The following is a 17,254-nucleotide window of genomic DNA, read 5'->3' on the forward strand; positions in this document are numbered from 1 at the left end:
GAGAAACTGCGGCGCCGGCCGGATGGCCGGCGCCGCAATGGGTGTCGAGCGGTGCGCCGGGCCCACGGGGGCGAGCCCGGCGCGTGGAGTTAGCCGCGGGTGCGCAGTTCGCGGCGGAGCAGCTTGCCGGTGACGGTCTTGGGGATGTCGTCGAGGATCTCGACCTGCCGCGGGTACTTGTAGGCGGCCATGCGTTCCTTGGTGAACGCGATCAGCTCCTCGGGAGTGGCCGTCTTACCCGGGCGCAGGCTCACGAAGGCCTTGACGGTCTCGCCGCGGTACTCGTCCGGCACCCCGACCACAGCGGCCTCGCGCACCGCGTCGTGCTCGTAGAGCACGTCCTCGACCTCCCGTGGCCACACCTTGTAGCCGCCCGCGTTGATCTGGTCCTTCTTGCGGTCGACGATGTAGAACCAGCCCTGGGCGTCCATGTAGCCGACGTCGCCGGTGTGCAGCGCCCCGTCGGGCAGCGCCTTCGCGGTTTCGCCGGGCTTGTTCCAGTACCCCGCCACGACCTGGGGGCCGGCGGTGACCAGTTCGCCGATCTCGCCGGGTGGCAGGTCTTTGCCCTCGTCGTCGACGATGCGGACCACGGTGTTGTAGATCGGCACCCCGACCGAGAGCGCCCCGGAGGCCGGGTCGACCGGCGCCTCGGCGCCGAGCGGGACGGCGTGCGAGGGCGAGGTCGTCTCGGTCAGCCCGTAGATGTTGTGGATGTAGTGCCCGAACGTGTCCTGGAACGCCGTGACCGTGCTCGGGGGGATCGGGGCGCCGCCGGAGTAGATCTTCGTCAGGCTCGCGAGGGCGTCCTTGTCCGCGTTCGGCGCGTTCATCAGCGCGATGAACACGGTGATCGAGCCGACCGTGAAGGTGGCCTGCTCGGCGTGGATGGTCTCGATCGTCACCGCCGGGTCGAGCCGGTACATCAGCACCAAGGGGGCCCCGACCAGCAGCGAGATGGCGATGTGGCCGACCAGCCCGGTGATGTGGAACAACGGGGCGATGCCGAGGATCACGTCGTCCGGGCCGAGGCCGATCCAGTCCCGGTAGGTCTGGGCGTTGAACACCACGTTGCGGTGCGTGGTCATCGCGCCCTTCGGCGGGCCCGTGGTGCCGGAGGTGTAGGTCAGGAACGCCACGTCATCGGGTCCGAGCGAGACGGCAGGCGGGGCCTGGCCGCGGAACCGCTGCAGCAGCTCGGCCATGTCGAGGGTGCCCGCGCAGGCGATGCGCTCGACGCCGGCGAAGATCCGCGGGTCGTTGCGGGTCTGGTACTCCAGCTCCGAGGTGGTGATCACCGTCCGCACATCGGTGTTCGGCACCACCGTGGCGGCGACGTCGCGATACAGGCTCTCCAGGCACACCAGCACCGTCGCGCCGGAGTCGGTCAGGAGCTGTTCGAGCTCACGCTCCTTGTTCATCGGGTTGATCGAGACCGCGATGCCACCGGCCTTCCAGGTCCCGATCTGGGCGATGACGAACTGCGGCACGTTCTGGGCGTAGATCGCCACCCGCTCCCCGGCGCCGAACCCGGCGTCGGCCAGCCCGGCGGCGAAGGTGTCGGTCAGCTCGTCGAGCTCGCGCAGGGTGATCCGGCCGTCGAAGTAGCGGATGGCGTCCGCCTCCGGGGACCGGGCCACCGATGCGCGGAACATCTCGACGGCGTTGTCGAACTCGACCGTGATCTCTGCGGGCTGGCCCGGCGCGTACCGGTCCAGCCACGCCTTGTCGTCGTACACGCTCATCGGAGTGCCTCTCAGCGGATGGCGATGGGGTTCACCGGGGCGCCGGTGCCCTTGACGACCTTCAGCGGCGCGGCGGCGTAGAGGAAGCTCCAGCGCCCGTCGGCGGCGCACGCGTCGGCCAGGTCGTCGAGCCAGGCGATCTCGGTGAGGGTGACGCCCAGGTTGCGCATCAGCGCGCAGTGCAGCGGCAGCGCGATCCCGCTGTCGGGCTCGTAGGTGACCTCGTTGGCGATCGTGTCGGTGACCAGGTTGGGGATCTCCGTCCGCTGGAACCACTCGACGAGCTCGCGGGAGTAGGTCAGACCGGGCTCGTTGAAGCCCTCGTAGAAGCTCTCCTTGCTGTCGATCTGGTACCAGTACTTCATCCAGCCGGTGCGGATCAGCAGGATGTCGTGCGGCTCGATGGTCACGCCCTGGGCCTTGGCGGCGGCCTCCAGGTCGTCGTGGTCGAACGTCTCACCCTTGTCCAGCCACTGCTTGCCGCGGTGGCGCGCCATGTCGATGAGCACCCCGCGCCCGACGACGCCCTTCTCCGCGATCGGCAGCACCGAGGCCTTGTCCATCGCCTCGACCGTGGTGCGGGCGTCGTAGCCGTTCCACAGCTTGCCGTCGTACCAGACGTGGCCCAGCGCGTCGTACTGCGTGGAACCCTGCAGGAAGATCAGCGCGGTGTCGTCGGCGTAGTGCAGCCCACCGGGGAACTGCGGGGCGCCCTCGCCGTCCCAGGTCGACTCGTCCATCACGTTCTGCCGCTGGATGCCCTCGCGGCCGGGCCACAGCGGGTCGCCGGGGCCGTCGGTGCGGCCCATCTGGATCTGCAGCGTGAACACCTCGCCGGAACGGATGTGCTGCACACCACGCAGCACCTCCCCGGCGTCGAGGTAGTTGAGGCAGCCCAGCTCGTCGTCCGGACCCCACTTGCCCCAGTTGCTCGGGGCGTCAGCGCCCAGGAACTCTCCCATCGCGGGGGCGTCAGACATCGTCGTCTCCTTACAGCTACTGAACACTTGCGGCCAGGGCGAGCGTTCGCACGGCCCGCGTTTAGCAGATGATGCAGGTCACCCTTCTACCCGTCAATACCCGGATGACTTGCCAGCAGAGCCACATATGTTCAGTTAAGCTAAACGCGAGCGAGAGGGGGTGGCCGTGGCCGCCAACGATGGGCAGGCGCGAACCGGGGCGGATGCGACACTCGGGGCTCAGGTCCGCGCCGCCCGGGTCGCAAAGAACATCAGCCTGCGCGCGCTGGCCCGCCTCCTGGGGGTCAGCCCGGCGACGATCAGCCAGATCGAAACCGGCCGAACCGGCCTCAGCGTCGTGCGCCTCGGCCAGATCGCCGACGCGCTGCAGCTCACCGTGCCGCAGATCCTCGACATCGTCGTGGACCCTGCAGCACCGGAACCTCCGTACGCTTCATCGCCGCCGAGTTCACCGCCCGTGTCGAGCCCGACGGCTGACAGCGACGGCCCGTCGCACTGGCGTACCTACGGGCCGCTGGACTTGGATCCCGTGCTTCGTGCGGCGCTCGAGGAGATCCTGCAAATCGGCTACCACGGCGCGACCGTGCGCGGAATCGCCTCCCGGTGCGGCCTCTCGGTCTCCGGGCTCTATCACTACTACACGAGCAAGCAGCACATGCTGCTCACGATCCTCGACCGCACCATGACCGAGCTGCTGCAACGCGCCGAAGCCGCGCGCCGCGACGGCCGCGATCCCGTCGAGCGGTTCAGCCTGCTCATCGAGCACCTCGCCCTGTTCCACACCCATCGTCGCGAGCTCGGCTTCGTCGGCGCGAGCGAGATGCGCAGCTTCGACACCGAGAACCGCATCAAGATCGCCAACATGCGGACCCACCAACAGCGCATGGTCGACGAGGAGGTCGAGGCCGCCGTCGAAGAGGGGAAGTTCCGCACCCACCATCCCCACGAGGCTTCCCGGGCTGTCGTCACCATGTGTACCGCACTGCCCAACTGGTGGCGACCCGACGGCCCCCTGAGCCCCGAAGATGTCGCCGAGCAATACGTCGGCTTCGCCCTCGACCTCATGCAGTACAAGTCGTCCTGAACGCGCACCGTGGAGCGCCAGCCGGCCCAGCGGTGCACACGATGTGATCAGGTCATTGCGGCCGCCACACGGGGTCGCCGGCCGCATCCTGGTCAACACCGGCGCCCCAGCCCTCGGCCTCCAATTGATTACATGCCTTTACTGAGCTCCCCTCCACCCGAAAACGATTGCCGATATAATCCGCCTTATGGCAGTTCGAGTACGAGCCTCTACCCAGCTGCTGTCGACGAACGGGCCTGCTGGCTGTTCGAGTGTTCGAGCCTAAGGCGACTACCGACGCCTGCCAGAATCTGATAAGACTGGCGCCGCGCGACGTGGTCGAAAATCGGGCTCGTGACGATCAGCTCGTTGGCGTTCGTCTTGTCGATCACAGCCTGCAGCCCCTCCCGTATCGTTTCAGGTCCACCGATTACGTAGCCCGGAGTCAGCTCTGCGAGGCGGCCTCTTTCGTCGTCGCTGTACGGGTAGGCTGCGGCATCGACCGGACTTGGAAGTCGAATTCGTTTTCCAAGTCGGCGACTGAGAATCTTCAACCGGATCGAGCCGGCAAGCCACTCGGCCCGCGAGTCCGTTTCGGCTGCGATCACCGGCACCGCCAGCACGACATACGGTGCGTGGCCATCCCTCGCCGCTGTGAACCGGGAGCGGTACTTATGCACTGCGTCGACCGCAGCATCGGGGTTGAGGTGGGCAGCGAAGGCGTATCGCAGTCCCAATGACCCGGCCAGAGCCGCACTCTCCGAGCCGGACCCCAGCATCCATATCTCCGGCACGTTGCCGACCGCTGGCACCACGTTGATACCGCCCGGCTGCGGCGGCGAGAAATACTGAAGGAGCTCTTCTATCTGCTCGGTGAGGCTCTTTGCGTTTCGGTCCACCTCCGGCCGGACGCGCTCGACAACTTTCTTAGAGCCTCCGGGGGCACGCCCCACGCCCAAGTCGATACGGCCGGGATGAAAAATTTCGAGCGTGCCGAATTGCTCCGCGATGAGTATGGGAGGGTGGTTCGGCAGCAGGATGCCGCCCGATCCGACACGGATGCGGGTTGTAGCACCAGCCACCTCGCTGATGATCACGGACGTGGCACAGCTAGCGACGCCCTTCATGCCGTGATGCTCGGCTACCCAGTAACGACGGTAGCCGAGGCTGTCCGCCAGGGACGCAAGGTCCACTGCATTGCGGAGCGCCTCGCGGGCGGTCGAACCTTCCACTACGGGCGCCGTATCAAGGACAGAGAGAGCCATATCACTCTGTAACCGGGTATGATTCATCGCCACTGTGCGCTCCATCCTTGCCTTGTTCAGCCCCTCCAACTCCTGCTGAAGTCTAATCCTCCACTGCGCTCGTTCCCGCCACCGAGGGACGAAACCTGGTTCCCATCGCAGATATGGCGCCTCAGCCAGCGATTCCGATTGCTCCGCCCAGCGTAGGCCGCGTTGCCGCTCTCGCAGTTTCAACGCGGACATAACTGCTTCGGCCACCGCTCGCACGTCTCTCGACCACTCCACCGGAGCGGCACTCTGCTAAAACTCCGCAAGATGAGAGAGGCCATCGGAGATTTCGATTGTCATCCGCTCGAAACCTGGAGAGGGGGACGGATTTCCCCCTCGTCGTGCTCGCCCCGCTCTGTCGCAGCCGCAGATGCGGAAACTCCGTCATCAGCGTCCGCCAGAGCGGCTCCAATTGTTCCCGGTGTCGAGCCCACGTCCGCAGTTCAGGCCAGCGGGATCCTGGAAAGACGACGTAGAGGATCTGGCGGACGAGGCAACATCGTTTACCCCATGACCATGGCACCGGTTCCGACGATGCCAGATGATGGCGATAGGGTGCGATAGCTCTCTGGGTCTCGGTACTTTCCCCAGAATCCTGGCGGCCCTGGCGATGGGATCAGCATCAGGGTGCGGGTCAGCTCAACCGCCACGGCACAGGACCCGGCAGCGGTGCTGAACACGTAGCCTGCCGCGACCACCGACGACGTCTCGTTGATCGCGGCACCCGTCCACGACCCGAACGCCTGCGGCCCCGAGCCCAGCAGGTGCCCGATCACAGGGAACGTGATGACGGCGACGCTGTTGAACGTGAAGATCGTCCGATGGCGTAAGCGACGTGGGTGTCCTTGGGTTCGAGCACGGCGCCGGCCGCCGCGATCGCCGACGCCCCGCCCATGCCGGTCCCTACGTCGACCAGGGTCTGGGTGTCGCCGCGGACACCGAGGAGGCGGCCCAGGAGGTAGACGCCGGCCAGCGCAACGGCCGGCGTGCCGAGCATGACCGGTAGCGAGCTGGCTCCGACCCTGACGATCCGGGCCAAGGACATGGGTGTCAACGTTGCAGCCCGAGGAGAGCCGGGGACTACGCCTTTGCCAACTGGCGGTAGCGGGTCGCCAACCGAGCAATCACCGTGCGCGCCTCATCACCGAACACAGCGGCGCCCTCGAGGCGTTGGAACAGGAGGTCGTAGACCCCGAGGTCGCGGGGGTCGGACGTCAGAGCGGTGGCGGTCTTGGTGCCGATCTGCACGGCCTGCTGATCGTAGATGTGGAAGCCGTGCGGCGCGGCAAAAGCCATCGGGGTGGCGAGGGTGATCAGGCCGAGCCGCACGTTGGGCAGTTGGCTGGCGGTGACCAGGTGGTCGAGTTGTCCGGCCATCACGGCCGGACCGCCGAGGTTCCAGCTGAGTGCACCCTCGGTCTGTATCAGCGTCCACGACCGGTTCGGGTCATCGAGCATCATCCGGTAGCGGGCGAGCCGGCTGGCGACGGAGGCGGCGGCCTCGTCGGGAGAGTGGTGGCCGAACACCGCGCGCGCGTAGGCCTCGGTCTGCAGCGAGCCGATGACCATGCCTGGCTGGTAGGAGCGCACCCGGGCTGCGGCCTCCTCCATGCGGCGGATGCGCTCCTGGAAGTGGTTGGTGCCCCGCTGAAAGATCAGCCGGGAGTCGACCCGACCAGGTTTGAGGGCTTCGGCCCAGGACACGAGCTGGCCGCGCTCATCCTCACCGGCGCCGTAGAGACGGGCGAGGGCGTCGACCTGCTCGGGGTCGAGCAGGAAACGTCCGGTCTCGGCGCGAGAGATCTTTCCCTGGCTCACACCGAGATGCCGGGCTGCGGCGGCCTGGGAGATCCGCGGCTCTGTGTCCTCCCGGAGGGCGCGCAGGCGCGCAGCCAGCCCTTCGAGGCCGGCGGACGCGCTCGTACTTGTACCCGCCATCTGGCTACGCAGCCTGCCGCCCGTCACGATGCAGTTCGATGTGGCGGGGCCACCACTCGGTGAACGGTTCGGCTGTGTCCCAGAGCAGGTCCCTGGCATCGCGGAAGGCCGGCAGCAGGTTGTGTTCGGCGGTCGCGCCGAGGAACTCACCTGTCGGTCCATAGTGCATCGACAGGGCGTGCTCGTTGTCGAGTAGCCAGAAGTCCTGGTGGACGCCCGGTGCGAGCTCGGGCCAGTCGCGCTCGGCCAGATCGAGGATGCGGATGTCCTCACCGGCCTCGGCGTTCGGGGCATAACCCCATTCGCACTCGAACCTGGTGTAGTCCGTGACCGGGGCGGTGACGATCCGGACGCGGTGCCGGTAGAGCCCGCGTGCACGCTCGTTCCGCAGCCGCTGTAGCCAGGGGCCCTTGCGCTCGAGCGTCGGCGCCGGTTCGCCGCGCAGATACCGACCGAAGTCGTTGCCGTCGGAGGCGACCTCGTACTGCTGGAGGACCTCCAACCGGAAGGCGGTCTCGGTGAAGTGCTCCTTGATGAAGTCTCGGAGCTCAGCTGCGGTCATCATCGGTGCTCACCGCCACTCGCAAGGCATCGGGGATCTGGTGCAGGGGAACTTGGTAGAGACGCTCGTGGTCGGCCACGCGACCGGCGTGCGCAGCCGTCAGGGCCTGGTCGCTGCACAGCGCGCCGCGTAGATGGACCCATCCGTCGACCGCCGGTAGCTCGGGTGCGAACGATGCTGGTAGCCGGAACGTCCCGGGGCCGGTCGGCTCACCGACGAAGTACAACACCGCGGGGTCACCGATGTCGGTGATCGCCGGGCACGTCTCGTCATCGGCGCAGGAGCCTCGTAGCACTCTTACCTCGATCTTCCGGTCGTGACAGGTCATCAGGTTCCTCCCGAGCGGCCGGCATAGCGCTCGAGAGTGTCCGTCCCGCAGCGTAGCCAGGTCAACTAATGGGCCGTTGCATGATGCTCCGCAGACAGGCCGAGATCAGCTTGCCTTATTCGATGAGCCATTGCATAGTCACCCTGTCGGCCGGACTTGCGGCGTCCCCCACGCGGTCGGACCGAACAGCAAGGGGCCCCGGCAGGCGCGGCAACGCCTACCGGGGCCGACGGATCGCCACTCGCCTGACTCTGACACCAGGAGGAACGACCCATGTCAATTGTGGCGCGGCTAGTTGATCGCGTCCGTGCGCGCCTCACCGCGCAGGACCAGCGCGCCCCCGCACGACACCGGGCGATGCCTCCTGGCCCGCGTAGCAGGCGAACCTACCGGGGTCCCCGATGGGACCAACTCGCCGAGACTCGGTCCGCGGCGTCAGCAGGGAAGAGCACTGTGGACGCCGCTGCGCCGGTCGCCGTCCCGGCAGGTCACCGGTGAGCGGCCGCGGCCGCCAAGGGGCGACGACCACCTCGATGACCTCGCAAGTTGACGGGCTCGCCCACGAGATCACCGACGAGGACCTCGTGGCCGGCGTGGCGACAGGGCGCTACCGGGCGGTGTGCGAGGCGTGGGTTGTGCCGGTGTCGTTGACCGCCGTGCCCGGCCGGCTGTGCGAGGCCTGCACGGCCACGCTGGCCCCAGCCCCAGCCCTTGCCGGGTCCGAGCGGCGTTTCCGCTCGGCTCGGCGCGCGGTGTCGGGGTGGCTGCGCGACTGCTCAGTCTTGGTCAGCCGCACTACCCGGCGACGGGTGCCGTCATGGTCTTGAACGCACGGCGCGCGACCAGGACCACCGCAGTGCTGTCCTGCACGGACTGCAATTGTCGACGGCGGCCCGATAGTGACTGCGCGGCAGCTGAGAGTTGACCAGCCCCCCAGACCCCGGCTGGAGCCGAACAGGGTGGAAGCGGGGGTCGAGCCTTCAGAACTGGGCCCAGATCCGCCGGTTGCGCCGAGGGGCTACCCATCTCGGAGATCGCTCGAGTGCCGGGGGTCTCGCGGAATGCGGTGAAGCGGGCGTTGGCCAGCGATGGGCCGCCGAGGTACGGGCGCCGACGAGGCCGTGTCCTCCGCCTGTGAGGCAGCGGCCGGTGGGCCCGCTTCGCGTACCTGGTTACTCGATCTCCGACCACGGACCACGTCAATGTGTACGGATTCATCGCTCGATGATCTATACTTGGCAGGTTGGCCTCGCCGATGGCGGAGCCGCCGACCAAGGGGGGACGTGGCATGGCCAGGCGGGAGAAGCGCGGGATCACATCGAGCCTCGCTCAGAGTCGAAGCTGCGTACTCGCCATCGCGCCGTTCCTCTTGATCCTGTTGAGTGGCTGCTCCCTCGGCGACCCAGAGTCAGCCCTGATCGGCCGATGGGCGGGAACCTGCGGTGAGAATCCCGTACTGCAGGTGTCGTTCACGTTCGAGTTCATGGAGGACGGTCGCATCACGATTGGACATCAGGGCGGTAGCAGCGAGGGCGATGGTGGCCGCTACCGAGTTGACGGCGACAACATCACATTCACCACGATCAACTCCGAGGGCAAGGAGGACACTGCGACCGGCGGCTTCGCCGTCACCGACAACACGCTCCAGCTCACGGCCCTCACCGACCCCGGAAACCGTGGGGCCCTGGTGGCCTGGTGCTCCCTGACTCGCATGCACTGATCACGGCGCGCGGACTACGCGAGGCCCGACCGGCATCGCGGCTACACCGATCCGCCCCAGGCGCTCTCTTCTCCGGAGCCGATCGGAATCGCCGGCTCGGCACAGCCGGGTTGTTCTGAAGAGATTCCGCCCGCGATGAGGCTGGACCAACCCGGCCGCGACCGGATCGGTGGCCACGGCGACTCGGCGCACCTCCCCAGGCCCGCCACCCTTCACCGTCAGCGACATCTGCGTCTAGGCCGGAAGGCCGGTCTGAAGCACGGCAGGACCTCCAGCCGGACACCGACCTCGCGCCCCGCGCTCCTGAGCACACGAAAGGACGACGGTGGCTCCTCGAAAGCAGCAGACTACTTCCATTACAGTACTGATTGATATAGAGTTAATCTATACATTGGTACGGAACCGGGGGTCACATGCTGTTCGGTGCAGCGCGATCTGGTCGGCCCGCGCTCAGCGTGGTGGCAGCCGCGGCTGTGCTGTTGGCCGCATGCAGCGGTCCAGGGACTGGACCAGTCGGGGGCGCCGGCACCTCGAGTGCGGCGGCACCGCCCGCGCCGCAGGCGTTCGATCCACCGGTCGCCTTCGACGCGACACGGCTTGCGCAGACCGGCGCCGCGCTACCCGAGCCGGGAGCACTCGACGGGACGATCGGCTGGGCGACAACAGCGAATGGGCTCGTTCGGATCGACCTCACCGCACAGCAGAGCAGCCCACCGGCGCCGGCCACCGGCAAGCAGCAGACCTTCATCCGAAGTGGGGTAGCGGACACGGTCGGTGCTCCGATCGTCACCGGCGCCGGCGCAAACCGGCTTCCCCTGGCGGCCCTGCCGGTGCAACTTCCCGGCGCCGGGACCATCCCTCATCGGACAGGAGCCGAGTTGGTCGCGGCCGACCCTGCTACCGGGGCCCGGCGGTTCACGGTCCCGCTTCCGCTGCCTGACTGGGCTTACCTCGGGACCATCATCACCAGGATCGCGGGCACCACCGACGGGGCGGGGGCATCCGGGGGAATCGTCGTCGTCGCCGCGCAGGTCATGAACAGCGACGACGCCATGACCTTCGGCGTCGACCTCGCCGGCCACCGCATCGCATGGGCGGTCGACAATTTCGCCGCGGAGACCGTGGCCAGCGGGGTCGCGGTCGGTATCACGCACACCGCCCCGGGCCCCGTGGCCCCGGTTCGAGCCGACGTGCTCGCGGTTTCGGCCACCGACGGCACCACCCGCTGGCGGAAACCGGGCGGCGAGGGAGCCCGGCTCGCCGGGGCGAACCTCGTCGCGGTAGACGGATCCGCCCCGGACACCCGCCGCCCCTTCTTCGCGTTCCTCACCGCCACCGACGGCCACCAGGTCCAGGCCCTGGACAACAACCGCTCGCCCGGCGACACCGAGGCCGGGATCACCTGTCATTTCGACCAGGCCAGCATGACGGTGTGCGATGAGCACACGGGGATCCGGGACTGGGCGTTCGCGATCGACTCGACCACCGCCGCGTCGTTGTGGAAGCTCCCCGACGACGCCAAGACCCGAGTCGCTCCCAAGGTCACCGCGGCCTGGCACGGCGCGGTCTACGGCTACACCGCGAACGGTCCGGTCGTCCTCGACGGACGCTCTGGGGCCGACCGCAATGACAACCCCGGCGCCGCGCCCTACCTCGTCGGTCCCTACTTCGGCGTCGTCGGCAGCATCGACCCCGGAAACCAGACGCCCGGCGTCTACCCGACGAGCCGATGATCACCACGCCGTCGTCGCGTCCGCGGGCCTGTCCCTCGCGGAGATTCACATTGCGTTCATTCCTCATCTGGAGTCGTTGATCCACAATGACCATGCAGGTGACAGACCGCTGTCCGGGGGACGACCATCCCAGGGCGGTGCTGACGCCTCGGTCCGATCGGGGGAGGATCGTTGATCAAGTTTCTGTCGCAGCGCTCTGCAGATCGCAACCCGCCGCGCGCTGCCGATCCGGACCGAATCTCCGTCGCGGACATGGACACGCTGATCGAAGCCGGCGAGGCGATCCAGCTGCTTCCGGAGTTCGACGTCGGGCCGACCTGGTACGGCGACGCGTGGTGGGTGATACCGCAGGGCCCCGGGGAGATCGAGCGCGGCTACACCCTCGCCCCGGACGAGGCGCAGCTCGAGCTGACCGAGATGTTCCTGGTCCTGGCGCGCTCGGCCGACGTCGTCGCCGAGATCCAACAGGAACGTCGCGAGGAGGCCAGGCGCGCTCAGGGCGACGACCCGTGGCCGTACCACCCGCCAGCGCAGCGGCGTCGCTGGCGGAAACGGTGACCGCTCCGGCCACACCGGAGGGCCCGGAGGCGGAGGTCGTTGAGACCGCGCTCGCCGTCCTGGCCAAGAAGACCCGCGCCGAGCTCATGCTCGGACTGCTGGAGGACTTCGCGGCCGGGCAGCGCACCGGCCGGGTGGTGCTCGAGGAGTTCCGCCGGGCCGAGGCCGCGTTGAACGCGGACCGCCCCAGCCTGGCCAGCCGCACCGGCGATGGACTCCGCGCGCTCGTGCGCAGCACCAGCCCGGACGGCCCCGTGCCCCGGTCGAACCGCTGGCTGGACGCCGCCCGCCGCATCACCACCGGCGGAGCCCCGGAATGGGAACGGCTCCGCCAGGTCGGCCGGGACAAGGACGACCCGGTCCCCGAGTGGGAGATCTTCCACGGCCTCCACGCGCTGGCCCGCCGATCCGCGCTGCCCGGGCGCCGCACATCCGCGGGCCTGTCGGTACAGGGCATCGAGGAAGCGATGGACCTCCACGGCGGGCTGGGGGCCTCCTGGTCGCTACACACCTACCTGCGCGAGATTCGGAACCGCTTTGGCCCCGACTACCGGCCCGGTGACCCCGCGGAACTCGCGAGCACCGTGCTGCGAATCGATGCCGCCCGCCAGCTGGTCAAGCCCGGCGGGTTCACCGTCGGGATCCGACCCGGTCCCGCAGCGCCGACCCGGATGATCGACGAGGCGACCATGCGGGCGATGACCGAGAACTACCGCGAGGTGCTGGCCAGCCGGCTCAGCGCCACCGCCGGCCTGGAGCTGGTCCGCAGCGCCGCGTCCGGGCGGAACGGGCAGAAGCCCGCCGGCGCCGACGTCGACCGCGCCCTGGCCGCCGGCGCGGCGATCGTGCGGGCCCGCCGGGCACGGGCGACCGCCGAACGGGTTCGGGAGCGGGCCGTCGAGCTGCGCAGCCGCCGCATCGCCTCGGGCAGCACCGCGCTGTTCGCGACCGCGGGGGTCACCGGGCTCGGGCTCACCGCCGTGGGGCTCTTCGGCGGGCTGAAGTTCCAGTACACGACGGTGATCGGGTTGACCATGAGCGCGATGGGCATGGTCGGCAACACCCTCAAAGAATGGACGCCGAACGCGGAAGTCATCGCCGCGCCGTTCCGGGCCTGGCTCGCCGAGCACCTCGCTGCGCGAGCACAACGCGCCGCTGACCACGCCATCGATCGCCTGTACCGCGGGCCGGCCCCGGTCCAGTCGGCTTGGGCACGCGCTCGGGCCGCGGTGACCGGGGGGCGCTCCGTGGCTATCGCCGCGGCCCCGCGCAGTACGGCGCAGTCCGGAGCTAGCCCTGTCCCCCGCCTTCCGGAGCGCGCGCTACCGGAACAGCGCCGGCGGCGGTGAAGCGCACTCTCTCCTCGTGAGCAGTGCCCACATGTCAACGGCAGCCGGCCCTGAGCGACCCCTGGGTTGACTCGATATGTCGCAGGTCCTCCCGCACGGCGCGAGAGATCGTGCCAGGGTCTGGGACCGCGCCGGAAGTAGCGCTGACCGGGACCTTCATCGCGGTGGGTCTGAGCGCGATACGCAGCCGGGAGATACGCGACACCGGTCCACCAGCCGGAACCGCGTTCAGCAATCGGGCGGTGTTGCATCAGGTGCAACTCGGCCCAATCTGCCGTGGCCGCCGCCGGCCGTAGGCGAGTCCGTCGGCGACGGTGCGGGCGATGTCGTGGGCGGTGCAGTGGTCGACGCCGATGTGGCGGGCCGCAGCTTGGTTGAGGGCGGCGCGTGCCGCGCTCTCGTCGAGGACTCCGCCGCCGACGAGTTCCCCGAGGATCCGGGCTGCTCGTAGCAGCGTTCGGTGGCGGGTTCCGGTGGCTGCCTCGGTGACCGCTCGACATTCGCCCTCGACCACGGCGCGGACGTAGGCCCCTGCCCGGCCGCGGGGCAGTTCGATCGGGGCCACTGGTGGCGGCGGGGGCGGCGGAGCCAGCGCGTCGGCCAGCCACGCCGGGAGCGGAGCGATCGGCGCTCGGTTGATGACGCGGTAGTAGCCCTCCCGGCGCACGGATCCTGCCGCGACGACGTAGCCGCCGCTGGCACGAGTGTCGATGCGCCAGCCCAGCGTGCCACCGGTGTTACGGAAGACGGTTCCGGGAGGCTGACGAAAGTACAGGTGTATCCCACCGGTGGGAGTCTGGATGGTATAGGTGTGGTCCGGTACGGATTTACCCGCAGCATGGGCGAGGCGGGCCAGGACGTCTCGGCCGTTGCGCGCCCCGGCCCAGGCCGGTGGGGCCGGTTCGCCGTGCGCCTCATCCAGGTCGACCACGATCAGGCCGGACCGCCCGACCGCGATCCCGATGTTGTAAGGCCGCTGGTCGAACCAGGCCCGTATCTGCTGCGGATCTCGGGTGGCTGCGTCTTCCCAGCTCTTGATCGCAGGGGTCTTGCCTCGAGGCACGACCGGGAGCACGTAGAATTGTTGCTCGATCGCAGCCGCGAGCGCGCGGTGGAGCAGCCGCCGACCGCCGCTCTTCTGCTCTTCCATGCCGCTCCACCTCGTCGCACCGTCCCACGCGTGATCAGTCCGACTGTACTGATCGAATGACTGTCGATCTATACTTCTGGGCGTGCGGAAAGCCGGGGTTGCTGCGGGTGTGGCGGCCGCGACGGCGATGTCCGCGCTGATGATGCTGCTGGTCATCGTCGGCAGCGACGACCAGGCGAACGCCGCCGGTCTGTCCGGTGTGGTGTGCGCGCCACCGGGGGGCGCCCCCGGGGATCCGGTGGCCGGCTTCTCCGGCAGCCAGCTGGCGAACGCGACGGCGATCGTGGCCGCGGGCGCCGAGATGCGGGCCCCACAGCGGGCGCAGGTCATCGCGGTGGCGACCGCCATGCAGGAGTCGCAGCTGTACATGTACGCGAACTCCACGGTGCCGGAGTCGCTGACGCTGCCCCATGAACGAGTCGGCGCCGATCACGACTCGGTAGGGCTGTTCCAGCAGCGCGCCAGCTGGGGCCCACTCGAGATCCGGATGGACGCGAAAGCGTCGGCGAAGTTGTTCTACGAGAAGCTGCTCGCCCTGCCCGGCTGGGAATCGATGCCCCTGACCCAAGCCGCGCAGAGCGTACAGATCAGCGCGTTCCCCGACGCCTACGCCCGGTGGGAACAACCGGCCAACCAGATCGTCGGCTCGGTGTCGGGCATCGTCTGCTCGGCCGTCGGCGGCGGCTCGGGCCCGCTGGCGGCGAATCCGCAAGCACAGGTCGCCATCCAACGAGCCCTGTCGCAGGTGGGGATCCCCTACGCGTGGGGCGGCGGAGACGCCCAAGGACCCACGCGGGGCATCTCGGACGGCGGCGGCCCCGCGGACCGGGCCGGCGACTCGCGCAAGGTCGGCTTCGACTGCTCGGGGCTGATGGTCTACGCCTTCGCCGGCATCGGGGTGACCGTGCCGCACCAGACCCAGTCCATCTGGGCGGCCTTCCAACCACCGATCACCGACCCCCACCAGGTCCAGCCCGGCGACATGATCATGCTCAGCAGCAACGGCCGCCCCGGGGGCATCCACCACGTCGGCCTCTACCTCGGCGGCGGGCGCGTCGTCCACGCCCCGGAGTCCGGCTCCACCGTGCAGGTCGTCGACAACATCTGGCAGTCGCCCTACTGGACCCGAGAGTTCATCGGGGCCGTCCGGGCAATGCCCAACACCGCCCGTCCGTGACCGGGGGCGGTGCTACGCCAGAGGCTTCGTCGGCGGGGCAGCGGTCGCCGGCGGCGTGGTCGGGGCCGGTGCGGGCGCCGGGGCCGGTGCAGGACTCGGCGTCGGGACTGGTGCAGGCGTCGGGGCTGGTCTAGTCGCGGACGGCGGCACGGGCGCCGGCCCCGGCAGCGACGGAACGGGCACGCAGTAGTAGCCGGCGCCCGCGTACGGCTCGCAGTACAGGTACATCCCGTTTTTGGATTGGCCCGACGGGGCCGATGTCGGCAAGCCCGGCAGATGGGTCGGCACGGTGGGTGGTGTCGGCAGCTTGACCGGGGTCGCGGCATTGGCGGTCTGGCAGGCCGTGAGCGCCAGCGCGGCGACCAAGCCGACGATCGCCAGAACGACGCGGCGGGGCGCCTTGGACATAGGGAGCTCCTGAGCAGTGGACTAATGCTCGGGAGACGGACGGCAGAGGCGGTCGGTTGCCGGCCGCTCGGCGCAATCGGTGGCTACCAGGTGGTTGCCGGTGACACCACTCGTCGCGATTGCGCCAACGATCCGCAGGCCCTCCGCGTAGTGGGCGGGCGGGACGACAGCCGGAATCCGGGGCGAGGCGCTTTCGTCGGCGGCACTGCTTCCAGCCGTTGTGGTCCTTCAGGTGCCCGGTTGCGGGCTGGGGGCATAGATGGCCGGTGATCGTTTGCCGACGCCTCCACGAGGGGTGGGCCCGAAAGGGCTCGATCGCCGGCCATCGCCTTGCCGAACCGAGCCACTCCCATGAGTTCCAGCACCTCGCCGCGCCCGTCACCTAGCGCAGCCGGCAGCCGTGCCTCCTGTAGATGTTCGGTATCGGCGATTTCGCCCGTGATATCGCCGGGCGGTCACAAGGTCTTGGTGATCTTCGACAGTCCCCGCGGGATGTCGGGGTTCTCGCCGCGCGTGATAGCCAGGTGGAGCGCGAGCTGCTGCAGCGGGAGGATCTCGAGCAGCGGGGATACCGCTTCGTCGATCCCGGCGGGCAGCTGCAGGCCGGCGCTGGAGGCGGCGATCGCCTGGGCGCCGCCGATGGTGAGGACGTGGGCGCCGACGGCGTGCAAGCGCTGCAGTACCTCACCCATGCTCTGGCCCCCGACGCCGTCCGGGGCGACGGCCAGGACGGGGACCTGGGACGTGACCATGGCCAGTGGGCCGTGCAGCAGATCGGCGCCGGAGAAGGCCTGCGCGCTGAGGTAACAGGTCTCCATCAGCTTCAACGCGCCTTCGCGGGCTGTCGGATAGGCGTAGCCGCGGCCGGTGACCACGAGCCGGGAGGCGAACTGGTAGCGCGCCGCGAGCGCCCGGACGTCCTCGGACCGGGCGACCAGCGCGTCGCCGGCGGCCGGCAGCGCGCCCAGGGCGGAGCCGTCGCCGTCGCGGAGCAGGAACGCCGCGTACTCGTCATCGCGTCGGCCCAGAATCCGACCAGCAGCAGGGCGCGGTCGCACATGCCGGCCAGATCCGGCTCCGGCGGGCGCGTCTTCCAGGTCTTCGTCTCGGGCAGGCGGCGAGCGCCAGCGCCTGACCTCGGCCCCGTGAGCCTTCCCATTGGCGTTGGCGTTCCTGCATGCGGGTGGCAGCGGGTATTCACGGTGAAACGCTGAGCCACCTCGCTGCGAGTCCCTCCGCAACGGCGGTGGT

General features: G+C 69.0%; 14 protein-coding genes and 2 pseudogenes. 7 read left to right on the plus strand and 9 right to left on the minus strand.

The window, feature by feature from the left end; all coding sequences use genetic code 11:
* Positions 1 to 89: 89 nt before the first annotated feature.
* Both HF526_RS04600 and HF526_RS04605 read right to left on the minus strand, forming a co-directional pair.
* A complete protein-coding gene (locus tag HF526_RS04600) occupies positions 90 to 1,745 on the minus strand; it encodes a class I adenylate-forming enzyme family protein (RefSeq protein WP_169379979.1) in 1,656 nt (551 codons plus the stop codon).
* An 11-nt stretch (positions 1,746 to 1,756) separates the two neighbouring features.
* Positions 1,757 to 2,725: a cyclase family protein gene (locus HF526_RS04605; protein ID WP_169379980.1), complete on the minus strand. Its 969-nt coding sequence runs from the start codon at positions 2,723 to 2,725 to the stop codon at positions 1,757 to 1,759.
* 166 nt (positions 2,726 to 2,891) lie between these two features.
* Here HF526_RS04605 and HF526_RS36770 point away from each other — a divergent pair, with 166 nt between their 5' ends.
* Positions 2,892 to 3,809 carry a TetR-type transcription factor C-terminal domain-containing protein gene (locus HF526_RS36770; RefSeq protein ID WP_169379981.1) on the plus strand — a complete coding sequence of 306 codons (918 nt, stop codon included), beginning with the start codon at positions 2,892 to 2,894 and terminating at the stop codon, positions 3,807 to 3,809.
* Positions 3,810 to 4,018: 209 nt separating this feature from the next.
* Here HF526_RS36770 and HF526_RS04615 read toward each other — a convergent pair whose 3' ends face one another.
* From HF526_RS04615 to HF526_RS04635, 5 genes and pseudogenes are all read right to left on the minus strand, one after another.
* Positions 4,019 to 5,098, minus strand: a complete 1,080-nt coding sequence (locus HF526_RS04615) for an LLM class flavin-dependent oxidoreductase (RefSeq protein WP_338051287.1) — start codon at positions 5,096 to 5,098, stop codon at positions 4,019 to 4,021.
* A 485-nt stretch (positions 5,099 to 5,583) separates the two neighbouring features.
* Positions 5,584 to 6,125 (minus strand): annotated as a pseudogene (locus HF526_RS04620) (putative sulfate exporter family transporter).
* Between the two features lie 35 nt (positions 6,126 to 6,160).
* On the minus strand, positions 6,161 to 7,117 hold the full coding sequence (locus HF526_RS04625; protein ID WP_338051288.1) for a helix-turn-helix domain-containing protein: 957 nt from the start codon (positions 7,115 to 7,117) through the stop codon (positions 6,161 to 6,163).
* Entirely contained in the window at positions 7,023 to 7,580 is a 558-nt protein-coding gene (locus tag HF526_RS04630) for a DUF6879 family protein (RefSeq protein WP_239028279.1), read from the minus strand. The genes HF526_RS04625 and HF526_RS04630 overlap by 95 nt, the downstream gene beginning before the upstream one ends.
* Positions 7,567 to 7,908 carry a hypothetical protein gene (locus tag HF526_RS04635; protein ID WP_169379984.1) on the minus strand — a complete coding sequence of 114 codons (342 nt, stop codon included), beginning with the start codon at positions 7,906 to 7,908 and terminating at the stop codon, positions 7,567 to 7,569. Before HF526_RS04635 ends, HF526_RS04630 begins: the two co-directional genes overlap by 14 nt.
* 921 nt (positions 7,909 to 8,829) lie before the next feature.
* Here HF526_RS04635 and HF526_RS35105 point away from each other — a divergent pair.
* The 5 genes and pseudogenes from HF526_RS35105 to HF526_RS04655 form a co-directional block, all read left to right on the plus strand.
* Positions 8,830 to 9,019: pseudogene (locus tag HF526_RS35105) on the plus strand (helix-turn-helix domain-containing protein); the annotation flags it as partial.
* A gap of 132 nt (positions 9,020 to 9,151) precedes the next feature.
* Entirely contained in the window at positions 9,152 to 9,628 is a 477-nt protein-coding gene (locus tag HF526_RS04640; RefSeq protein WP_169379985.1) for a hypothetical protein, read from the plus strand.
* A gap of 878 nt (positions 9,629 to 10,506) precedes the next feature.
* Positions 10,507 to 11,361: a hypothetical protein gene (locus tag HF526_RS04645; RefSeq protein WP_169379986.1), complete on the plus strand. Its 855-nt coding sequence runs from the start codon at positions 10,507 to 10,509 to the stop codon at positions 11,359 to 11,361.
* A 252-nt stretch (positions 11,362 to 11,613) separates the two neighbouring features.
* Complete coding sequence (locus HF526_RS04650; protein ID WP_169379987.1) at positions 11,614 to 11,919, plus strand: hypothetical protein; 306 nt, start codon at positions 11,614 to 11,616, stop codon at positions 11,917 to 11,919.
* Positions 11,916 to 13,268, plus strand: coding sequence for a hypothetical protein (locus HF526_RS04655; protein ID WP_169379988.1), 1,353 nt, complete (start codon positions 11,916 to 11,918; stop codon positions 13,266 to 13,268). Before HF526_RS04650 ends, HF526_RS04655 begins: the two co-directional genes overlap by 4 nt.
* Before the next feature lie 250 nt (positions 13,269 to 13,518).
* On the opposite strand, the gene HF526_RS04660 is transcribed toward HF526_RS04655, so the two are convergent.
* The gene (locus tag HF526_RS04660) at positions 13,519 to 14,574 is read right to left on the minus strand and encodes a bifunctional DNA primase/polymerase (RefSeq protein WP_239028280.1); all 1,056 of its coding nucleotides are present in this window, start codon (positions 14,572 to 14,574) and stop codon (positions 13,519 to 13,521) included.
* Here HF526_RS04660 and HF526_RS36775 point away from each other — a divergent pair.
* Positions 14,528 to 15,595 carry an NlpC/P60 family protein gene (locus HF526_RS36775; RefSeq protein ID WP_169379989.1) on the plus strand — a complete coding sequence of 356 codons (1,068 nt, stop codon included), beginning with the start codon at positions 14,528 to 14,530 and terminating at the stop codon, positions 15,593 to 15,595. The two genes, HF526_RS04660 and HF526_RS36775, sit on opposite strands and share 47 nt — an antisense overlap.
* A gap of 863 nt (positions 15,596 to 16,458) precedes the next feature.
* Here HF526_RS36775 and HF526_RS04675 read toward each other — a convergent pair.
* Positions 16,459 to 17,061: an SIS domain-containing protein gene (locus HF526_RS04675; protein ID WP_338051289.1), complete on the minus strand. Its 603-nt coding sequence runs from the start codon at positions 17,059 to 17,061 to the stop codon at positions 16,459 to 16,461.
* Positions 17,062 to 17,254: the final 193 nt, after the last annotated feature.

The sequence above is a fragment of the Pseudonocardia acidicola genome (genome assembly GCF_012911935.1).
GTDB classification, from domain to species: Bacteria; Actinomycetota; Actinomycetes; order Mycobacteriales; family Pseudonocardiaceae; genus Pseudonocardia; species Pseudonocardia acidicola.